This window comes from Actinocrispum sp. NPDC049592 (genome assembly GCF_040675465.1).
Classification (GTDB): Bacteria; Actinomycetota; Actinomycetes; order Mycobacteriales; family Pseudonocardiaceae; genus Kibdelosporangium.
The window spans coordinates 132,821-155,563 of the sequence record NZ_JBFAPA010000017.1; the positions used below are offsets into that span (position 1 = coordinate 132,821).

The 22,743-nt window shown below is 68.2% G+C and carries 32 protein-coding genes; 6 read left to right on the top strand and 26 right to left on the bottom strand.

Annotated features, from left to right (window positions below; all coding sequences use genetic code 11):
- The first annotated feature begins 14 nt into the window (after positions 1–14).
- Both AB0J95_RS35540 and AB0J95_RS35545 read left to right on the top strand, forming a co-directional pair.
- Entirely contained in the window at positions 15–311 is a 297-nt protein-coding gene (locus tag AB0J95_RS35540) for a hypothetical protein (RefSeq protein WP_364768129.1), read from the top strand.
- Entirely contained in the window at positions 308–1,366 is a 1,059-nt protein-coding gene (locus tag AB0J95_RS35545; protein ID WP_364768132.1) for a WXG100 family type VII secretion target, read from the top strand. Before AB0J95_RS35540 ends, AB0J95_RS35545 begins: the two co-directional genes overlap by 4 nt.
- Positions 1,367–1,373: 7 nt before the next feature.
- On the opposite strand, the gene eccB is transcribed toward AB0J95_RS35545, so the two are convergent.
- Positions 1,374–2,990: a type VII secretion protein EccB gene (eccB, locus tag AB0J95_RS35550; RefSeq protein ID WP_364768135.1), complete on the bottom strand. Its 1,617-nt coding sequence runs from the start codon at positions 2,988–2,990 to the stop codon at positions 1,374–1,376.
- Between the two features lie 356 nt (positions 2,991–3,346).
- Between eccB and eccE the strand changes: the two genes are divergently transcribed.
- From eccE to AB0J95_RS35570, 4 genes are all read left to right on the top strand, one after another.
- Positions 3,347–4,525, top strand: a complete 1,179-nt coding sequence (eccE, locus tag AB0J95_RS35555; protein ID WP_364768593.1) for a type VII secretion protein EccE — start codon at positions 3,347–3,349, stop codon at positions 4,523–4,525.
- Positions 4,526–4,557: 32 nt separating this feature from the next.
- Positions 4,558–5,253 (top strand): hypothetical protein, encoded by a 696-nt coding sequence (locus AB0J95_RS35560; RefSeq protein WP_364768596.1) that lies wholly within the window; start codon positions 4,558–4,560, stop codon positions 5,251–5,253.
- A 214-nt stretch (positions 5,254–5,467) separates the two neighbouring features.
- The gene (locus tag AB0J95_RS35565; protein ID WP_364768138.1) at positions 5,468–6,649 is read left to right on the top strand and encodes a S8 family peptidase; all 1,182 of its coding nucleotides are present in this window, start codon (positions 5,468–5,470) and stop codon (positions 6,647–6,649) included.
- 82 nt (positions 6,650–6,731) lie between these two features.
- Positions 6,732–7,556 (top strand): GNAT family N-acetyltransferase, encoded by an 825-nt coding sequence (locus tag AB0J95_RS35570; protein ID WP_364768140.1) that lies wholly within the window; start codon positions 6,732–6,734, stop codon positions 7,554–7,556.
- A gap of 1 nt (position 7,557) precedes the next feature.
- On the opposite strand, the gene truA is transcribed toward AB0J95_RS35570, so the two are convergent.
- From truA to rplN, 25 genes are all read right to left on the bottom strand, one after another.
- Positions 7,558–8,340, bottom strand: coding sequence for a tRNA pseudouridine(38-40) synthase TruA (truA, locus tag AB0J95_RS35575; protein ID WP_364768599.1), 783 nt, complete (start codon positions 8,338–8,340; stop codon positions 7,558–7,560).
- 59 nt (positions 8,341–8,399) lie between these two features.
- Positions 8,400–9,056 (bottom strand): L17 family ribosomal protein, encoded by a 657-nt coding sequence (locus AB0J95_RS35580; protein WP_364768142.1) that lies wholly within the window; start codon positions 9,054–9,056, stop codon positions 8,400–8,402.
- Positions 9,057–9,092: 36 nt separating this feature from the next.
- Positions 9,093–10,157: a DNA-directed RNA polymerase subunit alpha gene (locus tag AB0J95_RS35585; RefSeq protein WP_364768145.1), complete on the bottom strand. Its 1,065-nt coding sequence runs from the start codon at positions 10,155–10,157 to the stop codon at positions 9,093–9,095.
- A gap of 85 nt (positions 10,158–10,242) precedes the next feature.
- The gene (rpsD, locus tag AB0J95_RS35590) at positions 10,243–10,848 is read right to left on the bottom strand and encodes a 30S ribosomal protein S4 (RefSeq protein ID WP_364768148.1); all 606 of its coding nucleotides are present in this window, start codon (positions 10,846–10,848) and stop codon (positions 10,243–10,245) included.
- Positions 10,849–10,871: 23 nt separating this feature from the next.
- Positions 10,872–11,282, bottom strand: a complete 411-nt coding sequence (gene rpsK / locus AB0J95_RS35595) for a 30S ribosomal protein S11 (protein WP_364768151.1) — start codon at positions 11,280–11,282, stop codon at positions 10,872–10,874.
- Between the two features lie 15 nt (positions 11,283–11,297).
- On the bottom strand, positions 11,298–11,492 hold the full coding sequence (locus AB0J95_RS35600; RefSeq protein WP_364768153.1) for a hypothetical protein: 195 nt from the start codon (positions 11,490–11,492) through the stop codon (positions 11,298–11,300).
- Complete coding sequence (gene rpsM, locus AB0J95_RS35605) at positions 11,492–11,872, bottom strand: 30S ribosomal protein S13 (RefSeq protein WP_364768155.1); 381 nt, start codon at positions 11,870–11,872, stop codon at positions 11,492–11,494. Before rpsM ends, AB0J95_RS35600 begins: the two co-directional genes overlap by 1 nt.
- A gap of 155 nt (positions 11,873–12,027) precedes the next feature.
- Positions 12,028–12,141: a 50S ribosomal protein L36 gene (gene rpmJ, locus AB0J95_RS35610; protein ID WP_010148647.1), complete on the bottom strand. Its 114-nt coding sequence runs from the start codon at positions 12,139–12,141 to the stop codon at positions 12,028–12,030.
- A gap of 35 nt (positions 12,142–12,176) precedes the next feature.
- A complete protein-coding gene (gene infA, locus AB0J95_RS35615) occupies positions 12,177–12,398 on the bottom strand; it encodes a translation initiation factor IF-1 (RefSeq protein WP_005166804.1) in 222 nt (73 codons plus the stop codon).
- Positions 12,399–12,561: 163 nt separating this feature from the next.
- Entirely contained in the window at positions 12,562–12,969 is a 408-nt protein-coding gene (locus tag AB0J95_RS35620; RefSeq protein WP_364768158.1) for a DUF1707 domain-containing protein, read from the bottom strand.
- Between the two features lie 1,113 nt (positions 12,970–14,082).
- Complete coding sequence (gene map / locus AB0J95_RS35625; RefSeq protein WP_364768602.1) at positions 14,083–14,856, bottom strand: type I methionyl aminopeptidase; 774 nt, start codon at positions 14,854–14,856, stop codon at positions 14,083–14,085.
- Positions 14,857–14,897: 41 nt separating this feature from the next.
- Positions 14,898–15,458, bottom strand: coding sequence for an adenylate kinase (locus AB0J95_RS35630; RefSeq protein ID WP_364768161.1), 561 nt, complete (start codon positions 15,456–15,458; stop codon positions 14,898–14,900).
- Positions 15,455–16,759, bottom strand: coding sequence for a preprotein translocase subunit SecY (gene secY / locus AB0J95_RS35635; RefSeq protein WP_364768164.1), 1,305 nt, complete (start codon positions 16,757–16,759; stop codon positions 15,455–15,457). Before secY ends, AB0J95_RS35630 begins: the two co-directional genes overlap by 4 nt.
- Before the next feature lie 189 nt (positions 16,760–16,948).
- Entirely contained in the window at positions 16,949–17,500 is a 552-nt protein-coding gene (idi, locus tag AB0J95_RS35640; protein WP_364768167.1) for an isopentenyl-diphosphate Delta-isomerase, read from the bottom strand.
- A 9-nt stretch (positions 17,501–17,509) separates the two neighbouring features.
- Positions 17,510–18,106 (bottom strand): hypothetical protein, encoded by a 597-nt coding sequence (locus AB0J95_RS35645; RefSeq protein ID WP_364768170.1) that lies wholly within the window; start codon positions 18,104–18,106, stop codon positions 17,510–17,512.
- Between the two features lie 283 nt (positions 18,107–18,389).
- Positions 18,390–18,833 (bottom strand): 50S ribosomal protein L15, encoded by a 444-nt coding sequence (gene rplO / locus AB0J95_RS35650; RefSeq protein WP_364768173.1) that lies wholly within the window; start codon positions 18,831–18,833, stop codon positions 18,390–18,392.
- Positions 18,833–19,018, bottom strand: coding sequence for a 50S ribosomal protein L30 (gene rpmD, locus AB0J95_RS35655; protein ID WP_054297492.1), 186 nt, complete (start codon positions 19,016–19,018; stop codon positions 18,833–18,835). Before rpmD ends, rplO begins: the two co-directional genes overlap by 1 nt.
- Before the next feature lie 2 nt (positions 19,019–19,020).
- Positions 19,021–19,665, bottom strand: coding sequence for a 30S ribosomal protein S5 (gene rpsE / locus AB0J95_RS35660; RefSeq protein ID WP_364768177.1), 645 nt, complete (start codon positions 19,663–19,665; stop codon positions 19,021–19,023).
- 37 nt (positions 19,666–19,702) lie between these two features.
- The gene (gene rplR, locus AB0J95_RS35665) at positions 19,703–20,104 is read right to left on the bottom strand and encodes a 50S ribosomal protein L18 (protein WP_364768179.1); all 402 of its coding nucleotides are present in this window, start codon (positions 20,102–20,104) and stop codon (positions 19,703–19,705) included.
- 1 nt (position 20,105) lies between these two features.
- Positions 20,106–20,645: a 50S ribosomal protein L6 gene (gene rplF / locus AB0J95_RS35670; protein WP_364768182.1), complete on the bottom strand. Its 540-nt coding sequence runs from the start codon at positions 20,643–20,645 to the stop codon at positions 20,106–20,108.
- 12 nt (positions 20,646–20,657) lie between these two features.
- Complete coding sequence (rpsH, locus tag AB0J95_RS35675; RefSeq protein ID WP_364768185.1) at positions 20,658–21,056, bottom strand: 30S ribosomal protein S8; 399 nt, start codon at positions 21,054–21,056, stop codon at positions 20,658–20,660.
- 96 nt (positions 21,057–21,152) lie between these two features.
- On the bottom strand, positions 21,153–21,338 hold the full coding sequence (locus tag AB0J95_RS35680) for a type Z 30S ribosomal protein S14 (RefSeq protein ID WP_364768188.1): 186 nt from the start codon (positions 21,336–21,338) through the stop codon (positions 21,153–21,155).
- Positions 21,339–21,340: 2 nt separating this feature from the next.
- Positions 21,341–21,904 carry a 50S ribosomal protein L5 gene (rplE, locus tag AB0J95_RS35685; RefSeq protein ID WP_364768191.1) on the bottom strand — a complete coding sequence of 188 codons (564 nt, stop codon included), beginning with the start codon at positions 21,902–21,904 and terminating at the stop codon, positions 21,341–21,343.
- 2 nt (positions 21,905–21,906) lie between these two features.
- Positions 21,907–22,221 (bottom strand): 50S ribosomal protein L24, encoded by a 315-nt coding sequence (rplX, locus tag AB0J95_RS35690; RefSeq protein WP_364768194.1) that lies wholly within the window; start codon positions 22,219–22,221, stop codon positions 21,907–21,909.
- Between the two features lie 76 nt (positions 22,222–22,297).
- Positions 22,298–22,666 carry a 50S ribosomal protein L14 gene (gene rplN, locus AB0J95_RS35695; RefSeq protein WP_033384214.1) on the bottom strand — a complete coding sequence of 123 codons (369 nt, stop codon included), beginning with the start codon at positions 22,664–22,666 and terminating at the stop codon, positions 22,298–22,300.
- Positions 22,667–22,743 lie beyond the last annotated feature (77 nt).

The following is a 22,743-nucleotide window of genomic DNA, read 5'->3' on the forward strand; positions in this document are numbered from 1 at the left end:
TTGGAGGTACCGGCGTGAAGATCGACCCGGACTGGGTGAGCGCGTACGCCAAGACCGCCGTCAAGGGCGCCGACCAGCTGTCCGCGGTCGCCGTCGGGGACCCGTTGGGCAGCGACGCGTTCGGTGAGCTGGGCCGCCAAGTGCACACGGCGGAGGCGTACACCCGTGCGGCCGCGGCCCTGCGCTCCCAGCTGACCCGCGCCATCGAGACCCTGCACTCGGCGTCCGACAGCCTGAACGAGGTCGTCTCCAGATACACCGACAACGAGCACGGCAACGTCCGCACGATCAAGCGGGCGGAGCGGACATGAACTCGTTGGAGTACCTGTCGTCGTTATGTGAGCGCCTGGGAGTGCCGGACCCGGTCGAGGAGTACCTCGCGCCCGTGGTCGGCCGGTGGAGCGCCATGCGCGAGGAGGCCTCCCGCTGGCGTGCGGCGGGCAAGGCGGCCGACCAGGTGTCGGCGTCGCTCACCTCGTCCTTGGGCGCGCTGGACGCGAACTGGGAGGGCGAGACCGCGGACTCGTTCATCGCGTACATGCAGAACGTCGGGCTCGCGGGCAACGACATGTCCGACGCCATGAACGCCATGGGCGAGGTCCTGGACAGGACCGCGGACGGCATCGAGACGATCGTGACCGAACTGGCTTCGGTCCTCGAGGACACCTCCGCCACGAGCGCGCAGTCGATGATGGTCGCGGGCGAGGAACGGACGCGAGCCCATCTGTCCACTGTGCACGGACCCACGCGCGGGCTGTTCGAGTCGGTTCGCCAGGTGCTGGAGGCTTTTGTCCAGCTGTGCAACGGGATCGACGGGACCAAGCCGTTCGCGGCCGTGTCGATGACGCACACCATGCCGGCCGCGAACTGGGCGGTGCCGGAGGTTCCGGCCGGCGTGATGAGCGTGACCGGCCAGCCCAGCGCTGATCACCCCGCCGCGGATCACCCCGGCCCCGCCGGGGCTTCCGGATCGGCTGGTTCTGGTTCTTCGGGCTCGGCCGGTTCTTCCGGCTCCGCTGGCTCGGCTGGATCCGCTGGTCACGGTGGCGGCAGCTCGGCCGGGCACGCGACTCCGACGCCGGCTCCGGCTGCGAAGCCCCTGACGCCTGGCGCGAGTACCGCTGTCGGGGAGATCGCGCCAAGTCCGCCTGCGGCCGCTTCGCCTGCCGCGGCTGCCGCTCCGGCTGCGGCCGCAGCGGCCGCTGGTGGGATGGGCGGGATGATGATGCCGCCGATGATGGGCGCCGGGATGGGCGGCGGTTCCCAGGACCACAGCGGCAAATCCCGCCTCGTCGCCCCGCTCGAGGAGATCTTCGGCGACCCCCTCGACGGCGCCCCCTCAGTCATCGGCGAAGACGACGACTGAGCCCCGGCTAGTTGCCGCCGGGCTGGGCTGATGGGGTGGCTATGGTGCCGGCGTTGGGGTTGATGGGGACCGTGTCGTAGCTGCGCATGACGTCTTTGGTGTTCAGGCTGGCGCCGTCGGGCAGCAGCCGGATGATGGCGTCGGGCGCGGGGCTTTGTTTGGCGAGGCCGAGAGCGCCCGCGGTCTTGACGTCCGGGATCCCGTATTTCACGCCCCTGTCTGAGATCAACGAGATCGAGCCGGTCTCGAAGTCCAGTTTCGACGAGGAGGCCCGCGCCACCGCCGCGCGGCCCGGGGGCATGAAGAACTGGTCGATCTTGGTCCCGTCCGCGCTCGGCGTCGAGATCCTGACCGGGGCCATCTTGTTGCCCTGCGCGTCCTTGGGGGTCGGCAGGTCGCCGCTGATGTGCAGCGAGGTGTGCTGGTCGCGCGCGGTTCCGGTGCCCTGGAGGCTCCATTCGAGGCAGGCCACCGAGTTGCCCGCGGCCTGCGCCTCCAGCACGTCCGGCACGGCGTCCGGGGAGGCGGAGTCGTCGATGGTGGTCCTCGGCTGCAGCGCGCTCATCCGCTCCGGGGCGATGTCCGGGATGTTCGGGCTGGCCGACTTCTCGTACCGGATCAGGTCGGCGGTGGTCTGCTTGATCTTGTCGATGTGGTCGGACTGCACCACGTAGTACTCACGCTGGTTGCCCGCGCGCGGCACCGCGAACACCGCGCCCAGCGGGAGCCCGAGGTTCACCGACGTGCTCGTGCCGGGGATGTTCGGCGCGGCCAGCGCCTTCACCTCGGGGATCGCGTTCAGCAGACCGGTGCTGATCTCGCGGACGCTGTTCGGCGACAGCTTCAGCGCCTGCACCACCGACGACTTGTTCATGTCGACCTCGGCCCGCACCGCGTTGGAGTTCTGCTGGTTCACCGAGGTCGGCGTGCGGTAGATCAGGTACGTCCGGTTGTTCTTGGCCTTCACCAGCAACGACTCGCCCTCGCGCAGCTCGCGGTCGTACGAGTCGACACCGGCCAGCACGGTCGTCTCGATACCGGTCTTGGACCGCTCCTGCGGCAGCGTGCTGTCGATCAGGATCCGGTCGCAGACACCCCAGTCGTCCTTGATCCGCTGGTCGTCCGACGGCAGCAGCTGCGGCCCGTTCGGGATGCCCGCCAGGCGCGCCTTCGGGATGTCCTTGAGGTTGTCGTCCGAGATCACCGTCGGCGTGCCCGGGGCCTGCGCGGGGGTGCCGGAGTCGTCGTTGGCCGCGGGCGGCGGCGCGGCCTGCTGCCCGTTGCCCTGCTCCTGCTGGGCCAGCAGCAGCAACCGGGCCGAGGCCAGGTTGAACGTCGGCGTCAGCGTCTTCGGGTTGCCGGAGACCACGTACACCGTGCCGGACGGCTCGGCGATGATGATCCCGCTGTCGGGCACCTGCGGCGCGGGGGACAACAGCCCCACGATCACGAAGCCGAGCACGCCCACGGCGGCCAGCACGACCCCGACCATGGTCGCGCGCGAGTGCGTGCGCATCGGGTCGTGCAGCATCACCGCGTCCTTACGGACCAGCGCCGACTGCATCCTGCGCAGCACGAACCGGTACGCCTGAACCTGTGATTTCGTCGTCGGTGTTGAGGGCATTCTCGGCCTGCAGCTCTCCCTGTCGCGGTACGGTTCCGCAGGATAGCCGTACCGGAGACGCCCGGCCCGCGCTTTGGCAGAACCGGTGCTGACCAGCGTGATCGAGGGGAAGAGACGGAACAGGGATGTCGGTGACAACGCCTCCACGACCTGGCATGCCACCGCCTGGGGGACGCCCGCCAGGAGGTGGCCCGCCGCCGGGCGGACGCCCGCCGGGCCCGCCGCCCGGCCCGCCACCGGGGGCTCGTCCGCCGGGCAGCACGGGTCCGATGCCCGCGCCCACGCCGCCGGGGCCGCCCCGGGTGCCGATCCACGCCAGGCGCCGCACCGGCGGCGCCAGCCTGGGCGCGCTGCCCGTGTCCAACCTGGTCGTGGTGGAGATCGGCCTGGCCATCGGGCTGATCCTGCTCGCGGTCGACACCGGCCTGCTCTACGTCGCCATCGGCGTGCTCGTGCTGGCGCTGCTGTTCGCGTTCATCCGCTGGCGCGGCCGCTGGTTCCCCCAATGGGTGAACCTGACGACGAAGTACACGTTCCGGTCGCACTCCCGGGTGACCAAGCCCACGCCTCCGCCGATGCCGGTCGAGCCCGACAGCGAGACGACCGTGACCGGCCCCGAGGACCCGCGGGTCAGCCTGCTGCGGCTGGCCGTGCCGGACCTCGTGGTGGCGCACGGCAGTGACCACGAGCGCAACCCGCTGGGTCTCGCCTGGCACAACGGCACGTGGACCGCGGTGCTGCTGGTCGACCCGACGCCGAGCCTGGTCACCCAGGTGGGCTCGACCCCGAGCCTGCCGCTCGGCGCCCTCGGGCCCTGCCTGGAGGACCGTGGCGTGGTCCTCGACGCGATCCAGGTGATCTGGCACTGCTACCCCGGCAGCACCGCCCTGCCGCCGAACTCGCCCGCGCTGGCCTCGTATCTCGAAGTGCTGGGCCCGCTGCCCGCGGTCGCCCGCCGGACGACGTGGGTCGCGGTGAAGCTGGACCCGAGCCGGTGCCCGGCGGCCGTCCGCGAACGTGGCGGCGGTGTCGTCGGCGCCCATCGCGCGTTGATCGGCGCGCTTTCCCGTGTTCGCAACGCATTGGAGTCCCGTGGCGTGCCGACGCGCCCGCTTGACCCGGACGAGTTGTTGCGAGCGGGCATCTCCGCGGCCGAGCTCACCGCGGTGGCGGGTACGAACAACCGGGTTTCCTTGCAGGAACGGTGGACCGGCGTGACCGCGGCCGGTGTCGGGCACGCGAGCTACGCGATCACCGGCTGGCCGAACGGCAAGATGGCCAACAGCCTCAACGCCCTCACCAGCGTCCGCGCGCTTTCGTCCACTGTGGCCTTGTCGCTCTCGCCGGGCAGCGAGGACGACCAGATCGGCGTGCGCGGGCTGGTCCGGGTCAGCGCCCGCACCCCGGGTGAGCTGGACCAGGCCGACGAACGGCTGGAGGCCATCTCCGACCGGATCGGCATCACCCTGACGCCGCTGCGGGGCCTGCAGGTGGCCGGGCTCGCGGCGACCCTGCCGCTGGGAGGTGCGGTGTGAGCGGATCCAGCCGGTTGCTCGACACGCAGGGCATGAACAAGGGCGTCGCCCCGGAGTTCCTGCTGTCCCCCGCGATGCTGGACCAGGTCAGCCCGTCCGGCGACCGTGGCGGCGTGCTGCTCGGCCAGGGGCCGCAGGGCGAGCCGTTCACCATCTCCGCGCTGCGCCCGGCGCCGACCAGGATCGTGCTGGTCGGCGGGCTGTACCTGGCGCTGCAGACCGCGTTGCGGGCGATGGCGGTGGGCGCGTGGGTGGTCGTGGCCACCGGGCGCCCGGCGAAGTGGCAGGTGCTGGCGAAGGCGGCCGGGACCACGCCGGACGGCCGCCCGGTTCCGCTGGTGCAGATCCGCCGGCTCAGCCCGGTGGAACTGCCGACGCCGAGCGAGGACAGCCCGCTGCTCGTGGTTCACGACGGCGGGCCGACCCCGCAGGAGATATTTCCGCCGCGAACTCCGTGGCAGACGACCATTTACGTTTTGCCATATTTGCATCCCCAGGCCGGTGCCACCGCGAATGCCGCGGACATCGTCCTGATGCAACGGCTTCCCGCCGGCCAGGCCCAGCTGGCCGCGCGGATCTGGCGATTGCCGCCGCAGCTGGTGAATCAGCTGACCGGGCTCGGTGACGACCAGATCGTGGCGCTCGGGCAGAACACCTGGAAACCGATCCGGCTCGTCACCACACAGCGTGAGCAGCAGATTCTCGGCCCCATCCGGCGCGGCGACTGATCAACACGCCGTTCGGTTAGCCCGTTTGCCGCAGCGGAAACCGGCAGACGGGCTAATTCATTCCCAGGGAAAGAGTGACAGCTCGAAGTTACTCGGCTCTCTTGCGTAATGACGTTCTGAAGGACAACTCTGGTGTCCGTTCCTTCCGATTTCACGGGAGTGGCGGCGAGGGCGATCAATGCCACCCCGTGCCCTGCATGAAGGAGACCAGAGAATGGCTGTATCCAAGGCTGCCCGTTTGGCGGGGACAGCCGGTGCCGTTGTCCTGCTGGCCGCGACACTGGGCCTGGCGGCGCCTGCCCAGGCCGCACAGGGCCAGATTCTGGGCCTGGACCTGCCGACCGCGGTCAAGGGCTCGTACATCGTGGTGCTGAAGGACTCGGCGAAGACCGCCACCACGATGACCTCGAAGTACGGCGGTACCGTCAAATACCAGTACTCGGCGGTGTTCCAGGGCTTCGCGGCGGACATGAGCGAAGCGCAGGCCCGCAGGCTGGCCGCCGACCCATCGGTCGCGTCCGTGGAAGCCGACCAGGTGATGAGGATCGACGCCACCCAGACGAACCCGCCGTCGTGGGGTCTGGACCGCATCGACCAGGCGAACCTGCCGCTCAACAACGCGTACAACTACTCGACGACCGCGTCGAACGTGCACGCGTACATCATCGACACCGGCATCAAGTTCACCCACACGACGTTCGGCGGCCGGGCCACGCTCGGCACGGACGCGGTGACGCCCAGCACGGGCGGGGTCGACTGCCAGGGTCACGGCACGCACGTCGCCGGCACCGTGGGCGGTAGCCAGTACGGCGTGGCCAAGGCCGTTCAGCTCGTGGCCGTCCGGGTTCTGGGCTGCGACGGCTCCGGCACCACCGCCGGTGTCATCGCCGGCGTGAACTGGGTGACGCAGCACGCCATCAAGCCGGCCGTGGCCAACATGAGCCTCGGCGGCGGCGCGAGCACCACTCTGGACACGGCGGTCCGCAACTCGATCGCGTCCGGTGTCACCTACGCGATCGCGTCCGGCAACTCCAACGCCAACGCCTGCAACTCCTCGCCCGCTCGGGTGACGCAGGCCATCACGGTGAACGCCACCCAGAGCAACGACGCCCGCGCGTCGTTCTCGAACTTCGGCACCTGCACCGACATCTTCGCGCCGGGCGTGAACATCACGTCCTCGTGGGGCGTCGGCAGCAACACCGCGACCAACACCATCAGCGGCACCTCGATGGCCACCCCGCACGTGGCCGGCGCGGCCGCGCTGTACCTGGCCAAGAACCCGACCGCCTCCGCGGCGACCGTCGCGTCCCAGCTGATCGCGAAGGCCACCCCGAACAAGGTCACCAACCCCGGTTCCGGCTCGCCGAACCGCCTGCTGAACACCAGCACCCTCTAGAAAGCCCTGCGGCCAGGCGGCTCCCGACCCTGCACGGGAGCCGCTTCGGTCCGTGCGGGGCCGTTTCCGGCATCATGCGGCCATGCGTTCGGACGACTGGCACACCACCGGGGACATCACCGAGTTTCTCGCCCACGCCGGGGATTTCTTGCGTTCACAGCCCGCCCGGCACACCACTCCGCTGACGACGATCGAGAAACTGCGGACACAAGGGACGGATGCCGTCTTTGGTTGGCTGGGGAGGGGAAACGAAGTCAGCGCGTTCTTCTACCACCGTCCGAACCAACGCCTGACCGTCTCCCGCTTGTCGGCTGAGGAGTCCGGCGCCCTCGCCGCCCGGCTGGCCGGCGTCACTCTTTCCGGTGTCACAGCGGAGAACGACACCGCAGCCGCCTTTTCCGAGGCGTGGCAACGGCTCACGGGCGCGGCGGCTGTTCCCACCGTGCAGGTGCTGCTCTACCGGCTCGGCACGCTCACCCCACCGGAGCCGGTTCCCGCGGGCTGGGGTCGCGTTGCGGAGCCGCAGGACCACGAGCAGGTCGTCCGTTGGTGCGACGCTTTCCGCGCCGATGTCGAGGAGGCTCCCGCCGAGTCCTGGGCGGTCTCGCGGTTCGCCGACAAGCAGTTCACGTTCTGGGAGACCCCGGACCGCACTCCCGTTTCGATGGCGGGCTCGACGCGGATGGTCGGCGGCATGGTCCGGGTGGATCCGGTCTACACCCCTGCTCACCTGCGGGGGCTCGGCTACGCGGGTGCCGTGACGGTCGAGGTGAGCCGGGCCGCTTTGGCCGCGGGTGCGACGGATGTCGTGCTGTTCACGAACCCCGCCAACACCACCAGCAACGCGCTCTACCAGCGCATCGGCTACGTCCCGGTCACCTCCTTCACCGGGTACGACTTCTTGTGAATCAGTCGAGGGTGCGGACGTTGCGGGTGAGCTCGGCGCGGCTGGCGAGCTGGTCGTCCGGCGGGTAGTCCACGGCGGTGAGCACCAGGCCGTGCGCAGGGGCCACTGTGACGCCGCTGGCGCGACTTTCGGCCGTCAACAGGGACACTGGCCAGTCGGCGGGTTTGCGGCCCTCACCGACGGCGAGGAGGGCCCCTACGAGGCTGCGGACCATGGAGTGGCAGAACGCGTCGGCGGACACCCGGGCGAGCAGGACGTCGCCGTCGCGGTCCCAGTCGAGCCGCTGCAGCTCACGGATGGTCGTGGCGCCTTCGCGTTTCCTGCAGAACGCCACGAAGTCGTGCGTTCCCAGGAGTTTCGCGGCGGCGAGGTTGAGCGCGTCCAGGTCGAGCGGGCGCGGCCAGCCGACGATGTGGTTGCGCTGCAACGGTTCCACCACCGCGTCGGAGACCCGGTAGGTGTAGTGGCGGCGCATCGCGGAGAACCGGGCGTCGAAGCCGGACGGCGCCTGCCGCACGCCGAGGATCCGGACGTCGCCCGGCAGCGCGCGATTCAGCCGGTACCACAGGCGATCCGGCTCGACGTCGACCGGAAGGTCCACATGGGACACCTGCCCGGTGGCGTGCACACCGGCGTCGGTGCGGCCCGCGACGGTCAGCCGGGGCGGTTGGCCGCGCAGGATCTGGCCGAGCGTGTCCTCCAGGACGCCGCAGACCGTCCGGCGTCCGGGTTGACGCGCCCACCCGGAGAAGTCCGTGCCGTCGTAGGAGATGTCGAGACGCACACGCACGAGCCCGCCGTCCCCAGTGGGAACGACGGGCTCGTGCCGGTCGTGCTGAGCCGTCAGGACTCGTCCTTCTTCTCGGACTCGTCCTTGGCGTCGGCGCCCTCGGCGGGCTCCTCGGCCGCGTCCTTGGTCGCCGACTCCGGCGCCTCGGCGTCGGTGTCCTCGACCTCGGGCGCCTCGGTGGCGGCCTCGGCCTTGGGCTCCTCGGCCTTCTTGGCAGCGTCCTTCTTGGCCGCCGCCTTCGTGATCTTCTCGGCGTCACCGGCGACGAGCTTCTCGTTCACCAGCTCGATGATCGCCATCTTGGCGTTGTCGCCCTTGCGCGGCAGCGTCTTGACGATGCGGGTGTAGCCACCGTCACGGCCGACGAAGAACGGGCCGATCTCGGCCAGCAGGCGGTGCACCACGTCCTTGTTGCGGATCACCTTGGTGATCTCGCGGCGGTCGTGCAGCGCGGCCGGGCTGACCTTGTCGTTGCCGTGCTTGTCCTTGCGCTCGGTCTCCGGTGCCGTCTTGGCGAACTCCTCGTTCGCCAGGTGGGCGTGCTTGGCCCGGGTGATCAGGCGCTCGGCCAGCGGACGCAGCCGCTTGGCCTTGGCCTCCGTGGTGGTGATCCGGCCGTGCGTGAACAGCGAGGTGGCCAGGTTGGCCAGCAGCAGCCGCTCGTGCGCCGGAGACCCGCCGAGGCGACGGCCCTTCGTGGGGGTGGGCATTCCTTGCTCCTAGTCGAATGTGCTCCAGCCAGGGGCCTAGAGCTGCTCAGTCTCCGCGTAGTCGTGGCCGTCGTCGTGGCCCGTGTCGAGGCTGGTGTCCGTCGCCCACGAGGTCTCCCCGGCGGACGGGTAGTCCGACGCGGCGGCACTCGGGTCGAACCCGGGCGGGCTGTCCTTCAGCGCGAGGCCGAGGCTGACGAGCTTCATCTTGACCTCGTCGATCGACTTCGCACCGAAGTTGCGGATGTCCAGCAGGTCCGCCTCGCTGCGCGAGACCAGCTCACCCACGGTGTGGATGCCTTCGCGCTTGAGGCAGTTGTACGAGCGGACCGTCAGGTCGAGGTCCTCGATCGGCATCGCGTAGGCCGCGATCGTGTCCGCCTCGGCGGGCGACGGGCCGATCTCGATGCCCTCCGCGTCGACGTTCAGCTCACGGGCCAGGCCGAACAGCTCGACCAGGGTCTTGCCGGCCGACGCGACGGCGTCACGCGGCGTGATCGACGGCTTGGACTCCACGTCCAGGATCAGCTTGTCGAAGTCGGTGCGCTGCTCGACACGGGTGGCCTCGACCTTGTAGGTCACCTTGAGCACCGGCGAGTAGATCGAGTCGACCGGGATCCGGCCGATCTCGGCACCCGCCTGCTTGTTCTGCACCGCGGGCACGTAGCCGCGGCCCCGCTCGACGACCAGCTCGATCTCCAGCTTGCCCTTGCCGTTCAGCGTGGCGATGTGCAGATCGGGGTTGTGCACGGTGACACCGGCCGGGGGCACGATGTCGCCTGCGGTGACCTCACCAGGGCCCTGCTTGCGCAGGTACATGGTGACCGGCTCGTCCTCCTCGGAGCTCACCACGAGCTCCTTGAGGTTCAGGATGATGTCGGTGACGTCTTCCTTCACGCCCGGCACGGTGGTGAACTCGTGCAGGACGCCGTCGATGCGGATGCTGGTGACCGCCGCCCCCGGGATGGAGGACAGCAGGGTCCGGCGCAGTGAGTTGCCGAGCGTGTAGCCGAAACCGGGCTCCAGCGGTTCGATGACGAACCGGGACCGGGTCTCGCCCACTGGCTCTTCGGCAAGGCTGGGACGCTGAGAGATAAGCACTTTCTTTTTCCTTCCCTAAGGCACCCGCTATTTGATGCCTGCCGCGGGAGGCCCGGCGCCATCGGAACGCCGGGCCGTCAACGTCTTACTTCGAGTAGAACTCGACGATCAGCTGCTCCTGCACCGGAGTGTCGATCTGCGCGCGCTCCGGGCGCTGGTGCACCAGGATCCGCAGGTTCGACGGCACGACCTGCAGCCAGGCCGGCACCGGGCGGTCGCCGTAGGTCGCCTTGGCGACCTCGAACGGCAGCGTCGGCAGCGACTTCGGCTTCACGTCGATGATGTCGAACTTGGTGACCTGGAAGCTGGGCACGTTCACCCTGTGGCCGTTGACGATGAAGTGCCCGTGGCTGACCAGCTGGCGCGCCTGGCGCCGGGTGCGGGCCAGGCCCGCGCGGTACACCACGTTGTCCAGCCGCGACTCCAGCAGCTGCAGCAGGACCTCACCGGTCTTGCCCTGCTGGCGCACGGCCTCCTCGTAGTACTTGCGGAACTGGCGCTCGAGCACGCCGTAGGTGAACCGGGCCTTCTGCTTCTCCTGGAGCTGAAGCAGGTACTCGCTCTCCTTGATCCGGCCGCGGCCGTGCTGGCCGGGCGGGTAGGGGCGGCGCTCGAAGGCCTGGTCGCCGCCGACGAGGTCAACCTTGAGCCGGCGCGACTTGCGCGTGGCTGGTCCCGTGTAACGAGCCATCTTGAGTTACTCCTCCCCGTGCCTCAGACCCGGCGCCGCTTGGGCGGGCGGCAGCCGTTGTGGGGCTGCGGGGTCACGTCCTGGATCGTGCCGACCTCGAGGCCGGCTGCCTGCAGCGAACGGATCGCGGTCTCCCGGCCGGAGCCCGGGCCCTTGACGAACACGTCGACCTTCTTCATGCCGTGCTCGGCGGCCTTGCGGGCGGCGTTCTCCGCGGCCATCTGCGCGGCGAACGGGGTCGACTTGCGCGAGCCCTTGAAGCCGACGTGGCCGCTGGAGGCCCAGCTGATCACGTTGCCCTGCGGGTCGGTGATCGACACGATCGTGTTGTTGAACGTGCTCTTGATGTGGGCGTGCCCGTGGGAGATGTTCTTCTTTTCCTTGCGCCGGACCTTCTTGACGGCACCGGCGCCGGTGCGTGACTTGGGTGGCATTACTGGGGGTGTCTCCTACTTGGAAGCGCTGGGGGTCGGCTCGGGAGAGGTGATGGCCTGACGGCGGATCCGGGAACCCGCGTCGAGGTAGAGGTCCCGCAGCGCCGCCGGGCGGGCGTTCTGCGGGGCGACCAGCGTGGCCCGCATGGCGGACCGGCCGCGCCGCGGCTGCGTGACGAGCTTGAGACTCCGGCCGCAGTACGCGTTCATCACTTCTTACCGGCCTTCTTCTTGCCGGCGACCGTCTTCTTCGGGCCCTTGCGGGTGCGGGCGTTGGTCTTGGTCCGCTGACCGCGGACGGGCAGACCGCGGCGCCACCGCAGGCCCTCGTAGCAGCCGATCTCCATCTTGCGGCGGATGTCGGCCTGGACCTCACGGCGGAGGTCACCCTCGACCTTGAAGTTCTCCTCGATGTAGTCGCGCAGCTTGAGGACGTCGTCGTCGGACAGGTCCTTCACGCGCAGGTCCGGGGAGAGACCGGTCGCGCCCAGCAGTTCCTTGGAACGGGTACGCCCGATGCCAAAGATGTAGGTAAGCGCGATCTCCAACCGCTTCTCGCGGGGGAGGTCTACGCCAGCGAGTCGTGCCATTTCGGCGTTGTCTCCTTGATGTTGTCTCCAGGTCTGCTCCCTGACCGCCCCGGGCCGACTCGTCTGATGAGCCCGGGCCCCGGCCTGAAGTCCGGGGGTACGCCGGATCCGTGTGATCCGGCAGGTGCTGGGAGGTCCTCTTGGTTATAAGTCGATCAGCCCTGGCGCTGCTTGTGACGCAGGTTCTCGCAGATCACCATGACGCGACCGTGCCGGCGGATCACCTTGCACTTGTCGCAGATCTTCTTGACGCTCGGCTGGACCTTCACGCCTCAGCTCTCCTGTTCAAGCCTGGTGGAGGTCACTACTTGTAGCGGTAGACGATGCGCCCACGGGACAGGTCGTAAGGAGAGAGCTCCACGACGACCCGGTCCTCCGGCAGGATACGGATGTAGTGCTGCCGCATCTTGCCGCTGATGTGTGCGAGAACTTTGTGGCCGTTCTCCAGCTCAACGCGGAACATCGCGTTGGGTAGGGGTTCGACCACGCGACCCTCGACTTCGATGGCCCCGTCTTTCTTGCCCATGTCCTCCGCGTTTCGTGACTAGATGACTGGCTTCTTGCCCGGCACGCGCGAGAGCCGGGCACGCGAGGGCAGCTGATGAAATAACCGCACGACGAGACCGGCGCTACGAGCGCGCCACTGACCTAGTGTACGCACCGTGCGCCCAGCGCCCAAATCGGGGTCCCTACCTGCGCGGACGGAGCATCGCGGCGATCACGCCCAGCACCACGCCCGGGGGCAGCAGGACCCAGATGAACCAGGGGTAAACAAGGGTCGCAGTCGTGACGCAGACAATCAACCAGATCGTCGTGTTCACGGCGGAGAGACTGAGCCAGATGGTGGCGAGCACCTTCAGCGCGACACTCGGCTTGGGCTCCGGCTTGGGGACCGGCGCGGGCGGCAGCACCGGCAGGTCCAAGGTGAGCAGGCGCAGATCCCCGCGGGTGCGGCTCTGCCAGAGACCGAGCAGGCGCTCGTCCAGCTCGGTGAGGGTGAGGCTGCCGTTGGCGTGCGCGAGCCGCAGCCGGGCCTCCACCGCCTGCCGGTCCAGGTCGGTGACGCGAATGCGATCCGGAGTGATGCCCTCTGTCACCCATCCATGGTCCCAGCCCAGGGCCCTAGAACGGATGGCGCAGACCCCACATTTGAGGTAGGGCCAGCCCCACCATGCCCGGGCCCCACCGTTGCCTCCGGCCCCCGAATCCCACGCTACCAACGAGCACCGACACTCCCGGAGCAGCAAGATCGACTTGGCACCGGTTGTCCACAGGCGGGGTGGTGAACGGATCGGGCAGCCGGGTGCTGGGCGCGCGGAGAAAACACAGCCTCGATCAGCGAGCCAGGACACCAACTGAGTCGCCGAGCCCACTGGAACCAGGCGACGCAGAGAATCGCGAAGGCTTTGTTGGCCAATTCTCTATGTCGAACCGCGCCCAGGTGGGTGTGGGGAGCACTGAGCGCGGTTCGGTGTTACATGGGTGGCGGCGGCCCTAAGCTTTCCAGCGCGGCAGTCCCGACCCGGCCTGCATCGACCGCGAGCACTAGCCCCAATTTGGACCTGCCCGCATACCTGCCGCAGGGCCGCCGACGGGACCCATGTCAAACCGAACCGCGCCCCAGCCACAAAACCGACCTGCGCCAAACCTCAAAGCCGACCCAGCCGACCTAGCCACAAAGCCGACCTCCGGCCCGCCAAGGCCAACCTGGCCCGCACGGCCGATCTCCAGCTCACCAAGGCAGACCTGACTCAGCCAGGCTGAGCTGACCCACAAAGCCGACCTTCAGTCCCCAGGCCGATCCGGCCCATACAAGCGGATCCGGCCCGCCGAGGCCGACCTAGCCCGCACAAAGCCAACCTCCGGCTCACCAAGGTCGACCTGCGCCAAACCGCAAAGCCGACCCAGCCGACCTAGCCACAACGCCAACCTCCGGCCCGCAATGGCCGACCTGGCCCGCACGGCCGATCTCCAGCTCACCAACGCCGACCTGGCACAAGCCGACCTTTGGCCCACCAAGGCCAACCCGGTCCGCACACGGCCGATCTCCAGCTCACCAAGGCCGATCTGGCCCACACAAGCGGACCTCCAGCCACCAAAGCCGACCTGGGCCACACACGGCCGATCTCCAACTCACCGAGGCCGACCTGGCCACGCAAAACCAACCTTCAGCCCACATGGGCCGACCTCGTCCACAAAGCCGAGGTGAGCTAGTCCTCAGGCGCGGTGAGAATCCACGGCCCGTCATCGGTCACAGCGACACTGTGCTCCCAGTGCGCCGCCCGAGACCCGTCGAGTGTGACGACCGTCCACCCGTCATCGAGCTCATCGGTCTTGTTCCCACCGAGGGTCAGCATCGGCTCGATGGCGATCGCCATGCCCTCGATGAGGCGCGGGCCCTTGCCTGGTTTGCCGTAGTTGGGCAGGAACGGTTCCATGTGCATCTCGGTGCCGATGCCGTGGCCGCCGTAATCCTTGACGATGCCGTACTTCACGCCGTCCTTGGTGGCCGACGTGAGGATGGACTGCTCGATGGCGTGCGAGATGTCGGACAGCCGGGCGCCGACCTGGATCGCTTCGATGCCCGCGAACATGGATGCGCGGGTCGCTTCGGAGAGGGCCGCGTCTTCGGGGCGGATCGTGCCCGCGCACACGGTCACGGCCGCGTCGCCGTGCCAGCCGTTGAGGATCGCGCCGCAGTCGATCGAGATCAGGTCGCCTTCGGCGAGCACCTGGGTGGGCGCCGGGATGCCGTGGACGACCTGCTCGTTGACCGACGCGCAGATGGTCGCGGGGAAGCCGTGGTAGCCCTTGAAGGACGGCACCGCACCCGCGTCGCGGATGGTCTGCTCGGCGATCTCGTCGAGTTCGGCGGTGCTCACGCCCGGCTTGACCGCTTCGGTGACCAGGGCGAGCGCCCGCGCGACGACGATGCCCGCGGCGCGCATCGCCTCCAGCTCACCGCGGGACTTGATCTCGATCATGCTGCGGCGCCCACGCAGTCGCCCGAGCACACCACCCGTGGTCACGCCTGTCCGTCTGGGTCCAGCGCCTTGAGGACGCGGGAGGTGACCTCGTCGACGTCACCGACGGCGTCGACGGTGAGCAGCAGGTCCCGGTAGTAGTTCAGCAGCGGCTCGGTCTCCGAGCGGTACACGTGCTGACGGTGCCGGATGACCTCTTCGGTGTCGTCCGTACGGCCACGGCCGAGCAGCCGCGCCACGACGACGTCCTCGTCGATCTGGAACTCCACGACCGCGTCCAGCTTGTGCCCGGACTCGGCGAGGATCTTGTCCAGCACCTCGGCCTGCGCGATGTTGCGGGGGAACCCGTCGAGCAGGAACCCGTCCTGTGCGTCGGCATCGGCCAGCCGTTCGCGGACCATCTCGTTGGTGACCTCGTCCGGGACGAGCTTCCCGGCGTCGAGGTAGCCCTGAACGCTGCGGCCGAGGGCCGTTCCGTCCCCGATGTGGGCACGGAACAGCTCGCCGGTGGAGATGTGAGGCACGCCGAGCTTCTCGCTGAGCGTCCCGGCCTGCGTGCCCTTGCCCGCGCCTGGCGGGCCGACCAGAACGAGTCGTGTCACCTGAGGAACCCTTCGTAGTTACGCTGCATCAACTGGCTCTCGATCTGCTTCACGGTGTCGAGGCCAACGCCGACCATGATCAGCACCGCGGTACCGCCGAACGGGAAGTTCTGGTTCTGCCCCTGTCCGGTGATGGACAGGAAGAAGTTGGGCAGGATGGCGATGATGCCGAGGTAGATCGAGCCGGGCAGGGTGATGCGGCCAAGCACGAAGCTCAGGTACTCAGAGGTCGGGCGCCCCGGGCGGATACCCGGGATGAACCCGCCGAACTTCCGCATCTCGTCGGCACGTTCGTTCACGTTGAACGTGATCTGGATGTAGAAGTACGTGAAGAAGATGATCAGCGCGAAGTACACCAGGATGTGCACCCAGTTGTTCTGCTGCACGAGGTACTGCGCGATGAACCGCTGCCACCAGGAGTCCTGGTTGCCGCCGACCAGGCGCGAGATCAGGTCGGGCAGGTAGAGCAGCGAGGACGCGAAGATCACCGGGATGACACCGGCCTGGTTGACCTTCAGCGGGAGGTAGGTCGAGGTGCCGCCGTACATCCGGCGCCCGATCATGCGCTTGGCATATTGGACCGGGATGCGGCGCTGGCCCTGTTCCATGAACACGACGCTGGCGATGATCGCGAGACCGAACAGGCAGATCACGGTGAACGTGATGGCGCCCTTGTCCCAGATGATCTTGCCCTCGGCCGGGATGCGGGCCGCGATGTTGACGAACATCAGCAGGGACATGCCGTTGCCGATGCCGCGCTCGGTGATCAGCTCACCCAGCCACATGATCACGGCGGTACCGGCGGTCATCGTGATGACGATGACGGCCAGCGGCCAGATGCCGTCGCCGGGGATGATGTCGAACTCGCAGTTGCCGAACAGCTGCTTGCGGTCGGCCAGCGCGACGATGCCGGTGGCCTGCAGGATCGCGAGCGCGATGGTCAGGTAGCGGGTGTACTGGGTCAGCTTGCCCTGACCCGCCTGCCCTTCCTTCTTCAGCTGCTCGAACCGCGGGATGACCACGGTGAGCAGCTGGATGATGATGCTCGCGGTGATGTACGGCATGATGCCGAGCGCGAAGACGGACAACTGCAGCAAGGCACCGCCGCTGAACAGGTTCAGCAGCGAGTAGATCCCGCTCTGGTCGGAGATGTCCGCCATGCACTTCTGCACGTTCGGGTAGGACACGCCCGGCGAGGGCAGGAGGGCTCCTACCCGGTAGAGCACGATGATCCCGAAGGTGAACAGGATCTTCTTGCGTAGATCCGGCGTCGCGAGAGCCGAGCGGAAGGCGCCTAGCACGCAAGACCTCCTCGCGTCACCGGCGCGCGGCCGGCGAACGAATGGGCCGGTGGTGGTTCACAACCGGCGGGAACACGGCCTGGCCGGACAAGCCAGGAACGCTTCGGGGCACAGTTGTCCCGAAGCGTGTCCCGAACTTTAACAGTACCGAGGTGCGACTCCGCACCCCCCGTCCGGCGCATTGCGTCACTAACTGGCCGCAGGGGGCAGTTCTGTGGCCGGCGCCACCGGCCACCTGCGCGGATCCGGCCCCAGTTGGGCCAGTTGGCCTAACTGCTCGACGGCCCACGGAGACAGTTCGCGGTCGCGCGGCGGCCACTGAACCCATTCGAAGTCCATGACCTCTTCGGGGTCCGGCCGAGGATCACCCGCAGCGGTTACCCGGTAGACGGGACACATTTCGTTCTCGACGACACCGTCCGGCATCTCCGCTCGATAGCGGAACCGGGGCAGCACGAGATCGACGGGTCCGGCGTCCAGGCCGAGCTCGTCCTTGAGCCGGCGGGCGATGGCGTCCGGGAAGGCCTCACCGGGCCCTGGATGGCCGCAGCAGCTATTGGTCCAGACCCCTGGCCAGGTTCTCTTGGTCTGGGCCCTGCGGGTCAGCAGGAAGCGATTCTGGGCGTCGAACACGTACGCGGAGAACGCGAGGTGCAGCGGCGTCTCCCGGTGGTGCACGGTTGCCTTGTCAGCGGTGCCGATGGCCTGCCCGGCCTCGTCCAGTAGGACGACCAACTCCATGCGCCGACACTAACCCGGCTCGGCCGGGGTTTCGGGTGCGGTGAACCCGGTTTCGGGCAGGGGGAACCCGAATGGCGGAGTGGGCGGGTCCACCGGCCGGGCGGGGAGCGCGGTCACGATGGCGCCGGCTATGCCCACCACCGCGCCGAGGATGAGTCCCCAGAAGCCGAGACCGAGCGCGGCGTCGGTGATCCGGACGCCTGTACCGGTCGGCCGGAAGCTGTCCTCCCACGAAACCGCCTCGAGGCCGACGGTGAGCGCGGTCGCGGAGGTGAACGAGGCGCCGACAGCCATGAGGACAACGGACGCGCGCCGGCTGAGGGGAGTGGGGTCGGTCCGCGCGGCGACAAAGGCCGTCACGGTGCCGACCAGCAGCAACACCACGGAGACGATCATCGGATAGGCGTTCACCGGGATGGCGCCGACCTGCGTCGCGCCGGTCCCGGCGGCCTTGAAGCCCCACGGCGTGGCCGTCAGCGTGATCCGCAGCCGCCCGTTCCCCACCGACCCACTGAACAGCGGAAAGAAGGTGGCGACCAGCACCAGCACCGCCCCCACCAACCCGAGCCCCACCCCAACGAGCCTGCGCCCAACCCACCCAGTCATGCCCGGATCGTGGCACCCCAACAACACAAACCGGTCACGCCTAACAATCCGCCCCAACAGGAACCAGAGAGTCACAATGTTGACAGAAGGTGATCAACCGGGTGGGCAGACCAGGTGTTCATCAAGGACAGCGGCGCCTGGCGAGCGTGCTCGAGTTCGCCGCGGACACGAAGAAAGCATGTGACCTGGCGTTGCGGGTGACGAAGTTGGTTGAGGCGCGGTTGCCTTGGGGCACAAAGAAAGGCCCGCCGGGATCCGGCGGGCCTTTCTGGGTACTGCGGGGCTACTGCTTGGTGGTGGTGCCGCCGGCGGCGGTGATCTTCTCCACGGCGGAGGCGGAGAAGGCGTTGGCGGTCACCTCCAGCTTGGTGCCCTTGATGTCACCGTCGCCGAGGACCTTGACGAGCTGGCCCTTGCGGACGGCGCCCTTGGCGACGAGGTCGAGGATGCCGACCTTGCCGCCCTCGGGGAACAGCTCCACGAGGTCACCGATGTTGACGACCTGGTACTCCACGCGGAAGCGGTTCTTGAAGCCCTTCAACTTCGGCAGCCGCATGTGGATGGGCATCTGCCCACCTTCGAAGCGGGCCGACACGTTCTTGCGGGCCTTGGTTCCCTTGGTACCGCGACCGGCGGTCTTGCCCTTGGAGCCCTCACCGCGACCCACGCGGGTCTTCTCGGTCTTGGCCCCCGGCGCCGGGCGCAGGTGGTGGATCTTGATGGCCATCAGTCGTTGACCTCCTCGACGACCACCAGGTGCCGGACCGTGTGGATCAGGCCACGGACCTGGGGGGTGTCGTCACGCACCACGCTCTGGCGGATCTTGCGCAGCCCGAGGGTGCGCAGCGACTCGCGGTGGTTGTGCTTGGTGCCGATCTTGCTCTTGACCTGGGTGATCTGCAGCTTCGCCATCGTCAGGCTCCTTGCTGTGCGCGGGCGCGCAGCATGGCGGCGGGGGCGACGTCCTCGAGCGGCAGCCCGCGGCGGGCGGCCACCTCCTCCGGACGCTGCAGGCCCTTCAGTGCGGCGACGGTCGCGTGCACGATGTTGATGGCGTTGTCGCTGCCCAGCGACTTCGACAGCACGTCGTGCACACCGGCGCACTCCAGCACGGCACGCACCGGGCCACCGGCGATCACACCGGTACCGGCGCTGGCCGGACGCAGGAGCACGACGCCGGCGGCGTCCTCGCCCTGGATCGGGTGCGGGATGGTGCCGGCGATCCGGGGCACGCGGAAGAAGTTCTTCTTGGCTTCCTCCACGCCCTTCGCGATCGCGGCGGGCACCTCCTTGGCCTTGCCGTAGCCGACACCGACCTGGCCGTCGCCGTCGCCGACGACCACCAGCGCGGTGAAGCTGAAGCGCCGGCCACCCTTCACGACCTTAGCGACGCGGTTGATCGCGACCACGCGCTCGAGGTGCGGGGTCTTCTCCTGGGCCGCTCCGCCCCGGCCACCGTCGCGGCGGTCGCGACGGTCCCGGCGGTCACCGCGGTCGTTGCCGCCCTGACCACCCTGGCCGCCGCCGAAGCCGCCACCCTGCCGTGTACGTCCCGGCATCAGGCGTTCCTTCCGTTCTCGATTGCTTCGCGGGTCATCAGAACTCCAGCCCCGCCTCACGGGCCGCGTCGGCCAGCGCCGCGATCCGGCCGTGGTAGTCGTAGCCACCCCGGTCGAACACGACCTTGTCGACACCCTTGTCCTTGGCGCGGGCGGCGATCAGCTGGCCGACCTTGGCGGCCTTGGCCTTCTTGTCGCCTTCCAGCGCACGCACGTCGGCCTCGAAGGAGGTCGCGGCGGCGATGGTGTGCCCGGCCAGGTCGTCGATCAGCTGCACGGCGATGTGCCGCGAGGACCGGTTGACGACCAGCCGCGGACGGGCCGGCGTGCCGCTGATCTTCTTGCGGAGCCGGAAGTGACGACGCGTACGAGCGACGCGGCGGCGGGTGGAGATGTCCTTGCCCACCGGCTTGCGCTTGGTAACAGTTGCTTCGCTCATGTCACTTACCCGTCTTTCCGACCTTGCGGCGGATCTTCTCGCCCGCGTAGCGGACGCCCTTGCCCTTGTACGGGTCGGGCTTGCGCAGCTTGCGGATGTTGGCCGAGACCTCACCGACGAGCTGCTTGTCGATCCCGCTGACCGAGAACCGGGTCGGGGTCTCCACCGTGAAGGTGATGCCCTGCGGCGGGGTCACCTTGATCGGGTGGCTGTAGCCCAGCGAGAACTCCAGGTCGCTGCCCTTGAGCGCGACGCGGTAACCGACACCGTGGATCTCGAGCTTCTTCTCGTAGCCGGCGGTGACGCCGACGACGAGGTTGTTGACCAACGTGCGGGTCAGGCCGTGCAGCGCACGGTTCTGACGCTCGTCGTTGGGCCGCTTCACCTGCAGGGTGCCGTCCTCGGCACGCTCGAGGCTGATCGGCTCGACGATGACGTGCGTCAGGGTGCCCTTGGGGCCCTTCACGTTGACCGTCTGACCGTCGATGTTGACGTCGACCCCGGCGGGGACGGTGATCGGCAGCTTTCCGATGCGGGACATGCCTCTCCTCCCCTACCAGACGTAGGCGAGGACTTCCCCGCCCACACCCTGCTTGTTGGCCTGCCGGTCGGTCACCAGGCCGGTCGACGTGGAGATGATCGCCACGCCGAGGCCACCGAGGACCTTCGGAAGGTTGGTCGACTTCGCGTAGACCCGCAGGCCCGGCTTGGAGATCCGGCGGAGTCCGGCGATGCTGCGCTCACGGTTGGGGCCGTACTTCAGCTCCACGATGAGGTTCTTGCTCTTCTCGCCCTGCTCCGCGCGGTAGCCGGCGATGTAGCCCTCACGCTTGAGGATCTCGGCGATGTTCGCCTTGATCTTCGAGTGCGGCAGCACGACCTCGTCGTGGTACGCCGAGTTGGCGTTGCGCAGACGCGTCAGGAAGTCTGCGATCGGGTCGGTCATCGTCATGGTGACCTGTCAACCTTTCTCACCGGGGTTCCCCGTGTCGTTTCCGCCGGGGCCTACGGCGATGTGGGAGGTAAAAGGCTTCTGTTGGTGAGCCGATTACCAGCTGGACTTGCTCACGCCCGGCAGTTCGCCCCGGTGCGCCATCTCCCGCAGGCAGATCCGGCACAGGCCGAACTTGCGGTACACCGAGTGCGGACGCCCGCAGCGCTGGCAGCGGGTGTAGCCACGAACCTGGAACTTCGGCTTCTTCGCGGCCTTGTTGATCAACGCCTTCTTGGCCATCGTCAGTTCTCCCTGAACGGGAAGCCCAGGTGCTTCAGCAGCGCCCGGCCCTCGTCGTCGGTGGTAGCGGTGGTCACGACGGTGATGTCCATGCCACGCTGGCGGTCGATCGAGTCGGGGTCGATCTCGTGGAACATCGACTGCTCGTTGAGACCGAACGTGTAGTTGCCGTTGCCGTCGAACTGCTTCGGCGAGAGGCCGCGGAAGTCACGGATACGGGGCAGCGCGATGGTCAGCAGCCGGTCGAGGAACTCCCACATCCGGTCGCCGCGCAGCGTGCAGCGCGCACCGATCGGCATGCCCTCGCGCAGCTTGAACTGCGCGATGGACTTGCGGGCCTTGCGCACCTCGGGACGCTGGCCGGTGATGATGGACAGGTCGCGGACCGCGCCCTCGATCAGCTTGCCGTCGCGGGCGGCGTCGCCGACACCCATGTTGACGACGATCTTGACGACGCCCGGGATCTGCATGACGTTCTCGTAGGAGAAGTCCTTGTGCATCGCCGGGGCGATCTCGGACCGGTAGCGGGCCTTGAGCCGCGGGATGGTCTTCTCAGCAGTAGTCATGATCAGATCTCCTTCCCGTTGCCCTTGCCGCGCGCGACGCGCACCTTGCGGCCGTCCTTCTCCTCGTAACCCACGCGCACGGCCTTGCCGTCGGCGACCACCATCACGTTGCTGACGTGGATCGGGGCCTCCTGGGTCACGATCCCGCCGGACTGGGCGCCACGCTGGGTCTGGGTGATCTTGGTGTGCTTCTTGATCCGGTTGACACCCTCGACGAGAACCCGGTTCTCCTTCGGGTAGGCCTGGATGACCTTGCCCTTGGCGCCCTTGTCCTTGCCGGCGATGACGACGACCGTGTCGCCCTTCTTCACCTTCACCTGGTCACCTCCAGCACCAGAGTGGAGATCGCCGCTCCGACGACCGTGTCGTACTCCGTTCCATGCACCTTCATGGTCAGAGCACCTCCGGTGCCAACGAGATGATCTTCATGAACTTCTTGTCACGCAGCTCGCGGCCCACCGGGCCGAAGATGCGGGTGCCACGCGGCTCGGTGTCGTTCTTGATGAGCACCGCGGCGTTCTCGTCGAACCGGATGTACGAGCCGTCCGGCCGACGGCGCTCCTTGGCGGTGCGAACGATGACGGCCTTGACGACGTCACCCTTCTTCACGCCCGCACCCGGGATCGCGTCCTTGACGGTGGCGACGATGATGTCGCCGATCCCCGCGTAGCGACGGCCGGACCCGCCGAGAACACGGATGCAAAGGATCTCCTTGGCACCTGTGTTGTCGGCGACGCGCAGCCGCGACTCCTGCTGAATCACTTGGTCTCCCTGACCCGTTGTGGCCTGTCAGATTTCCGACCTGACAAGCGCGGTCACTGTGCTTTTCCGCCCCCAAG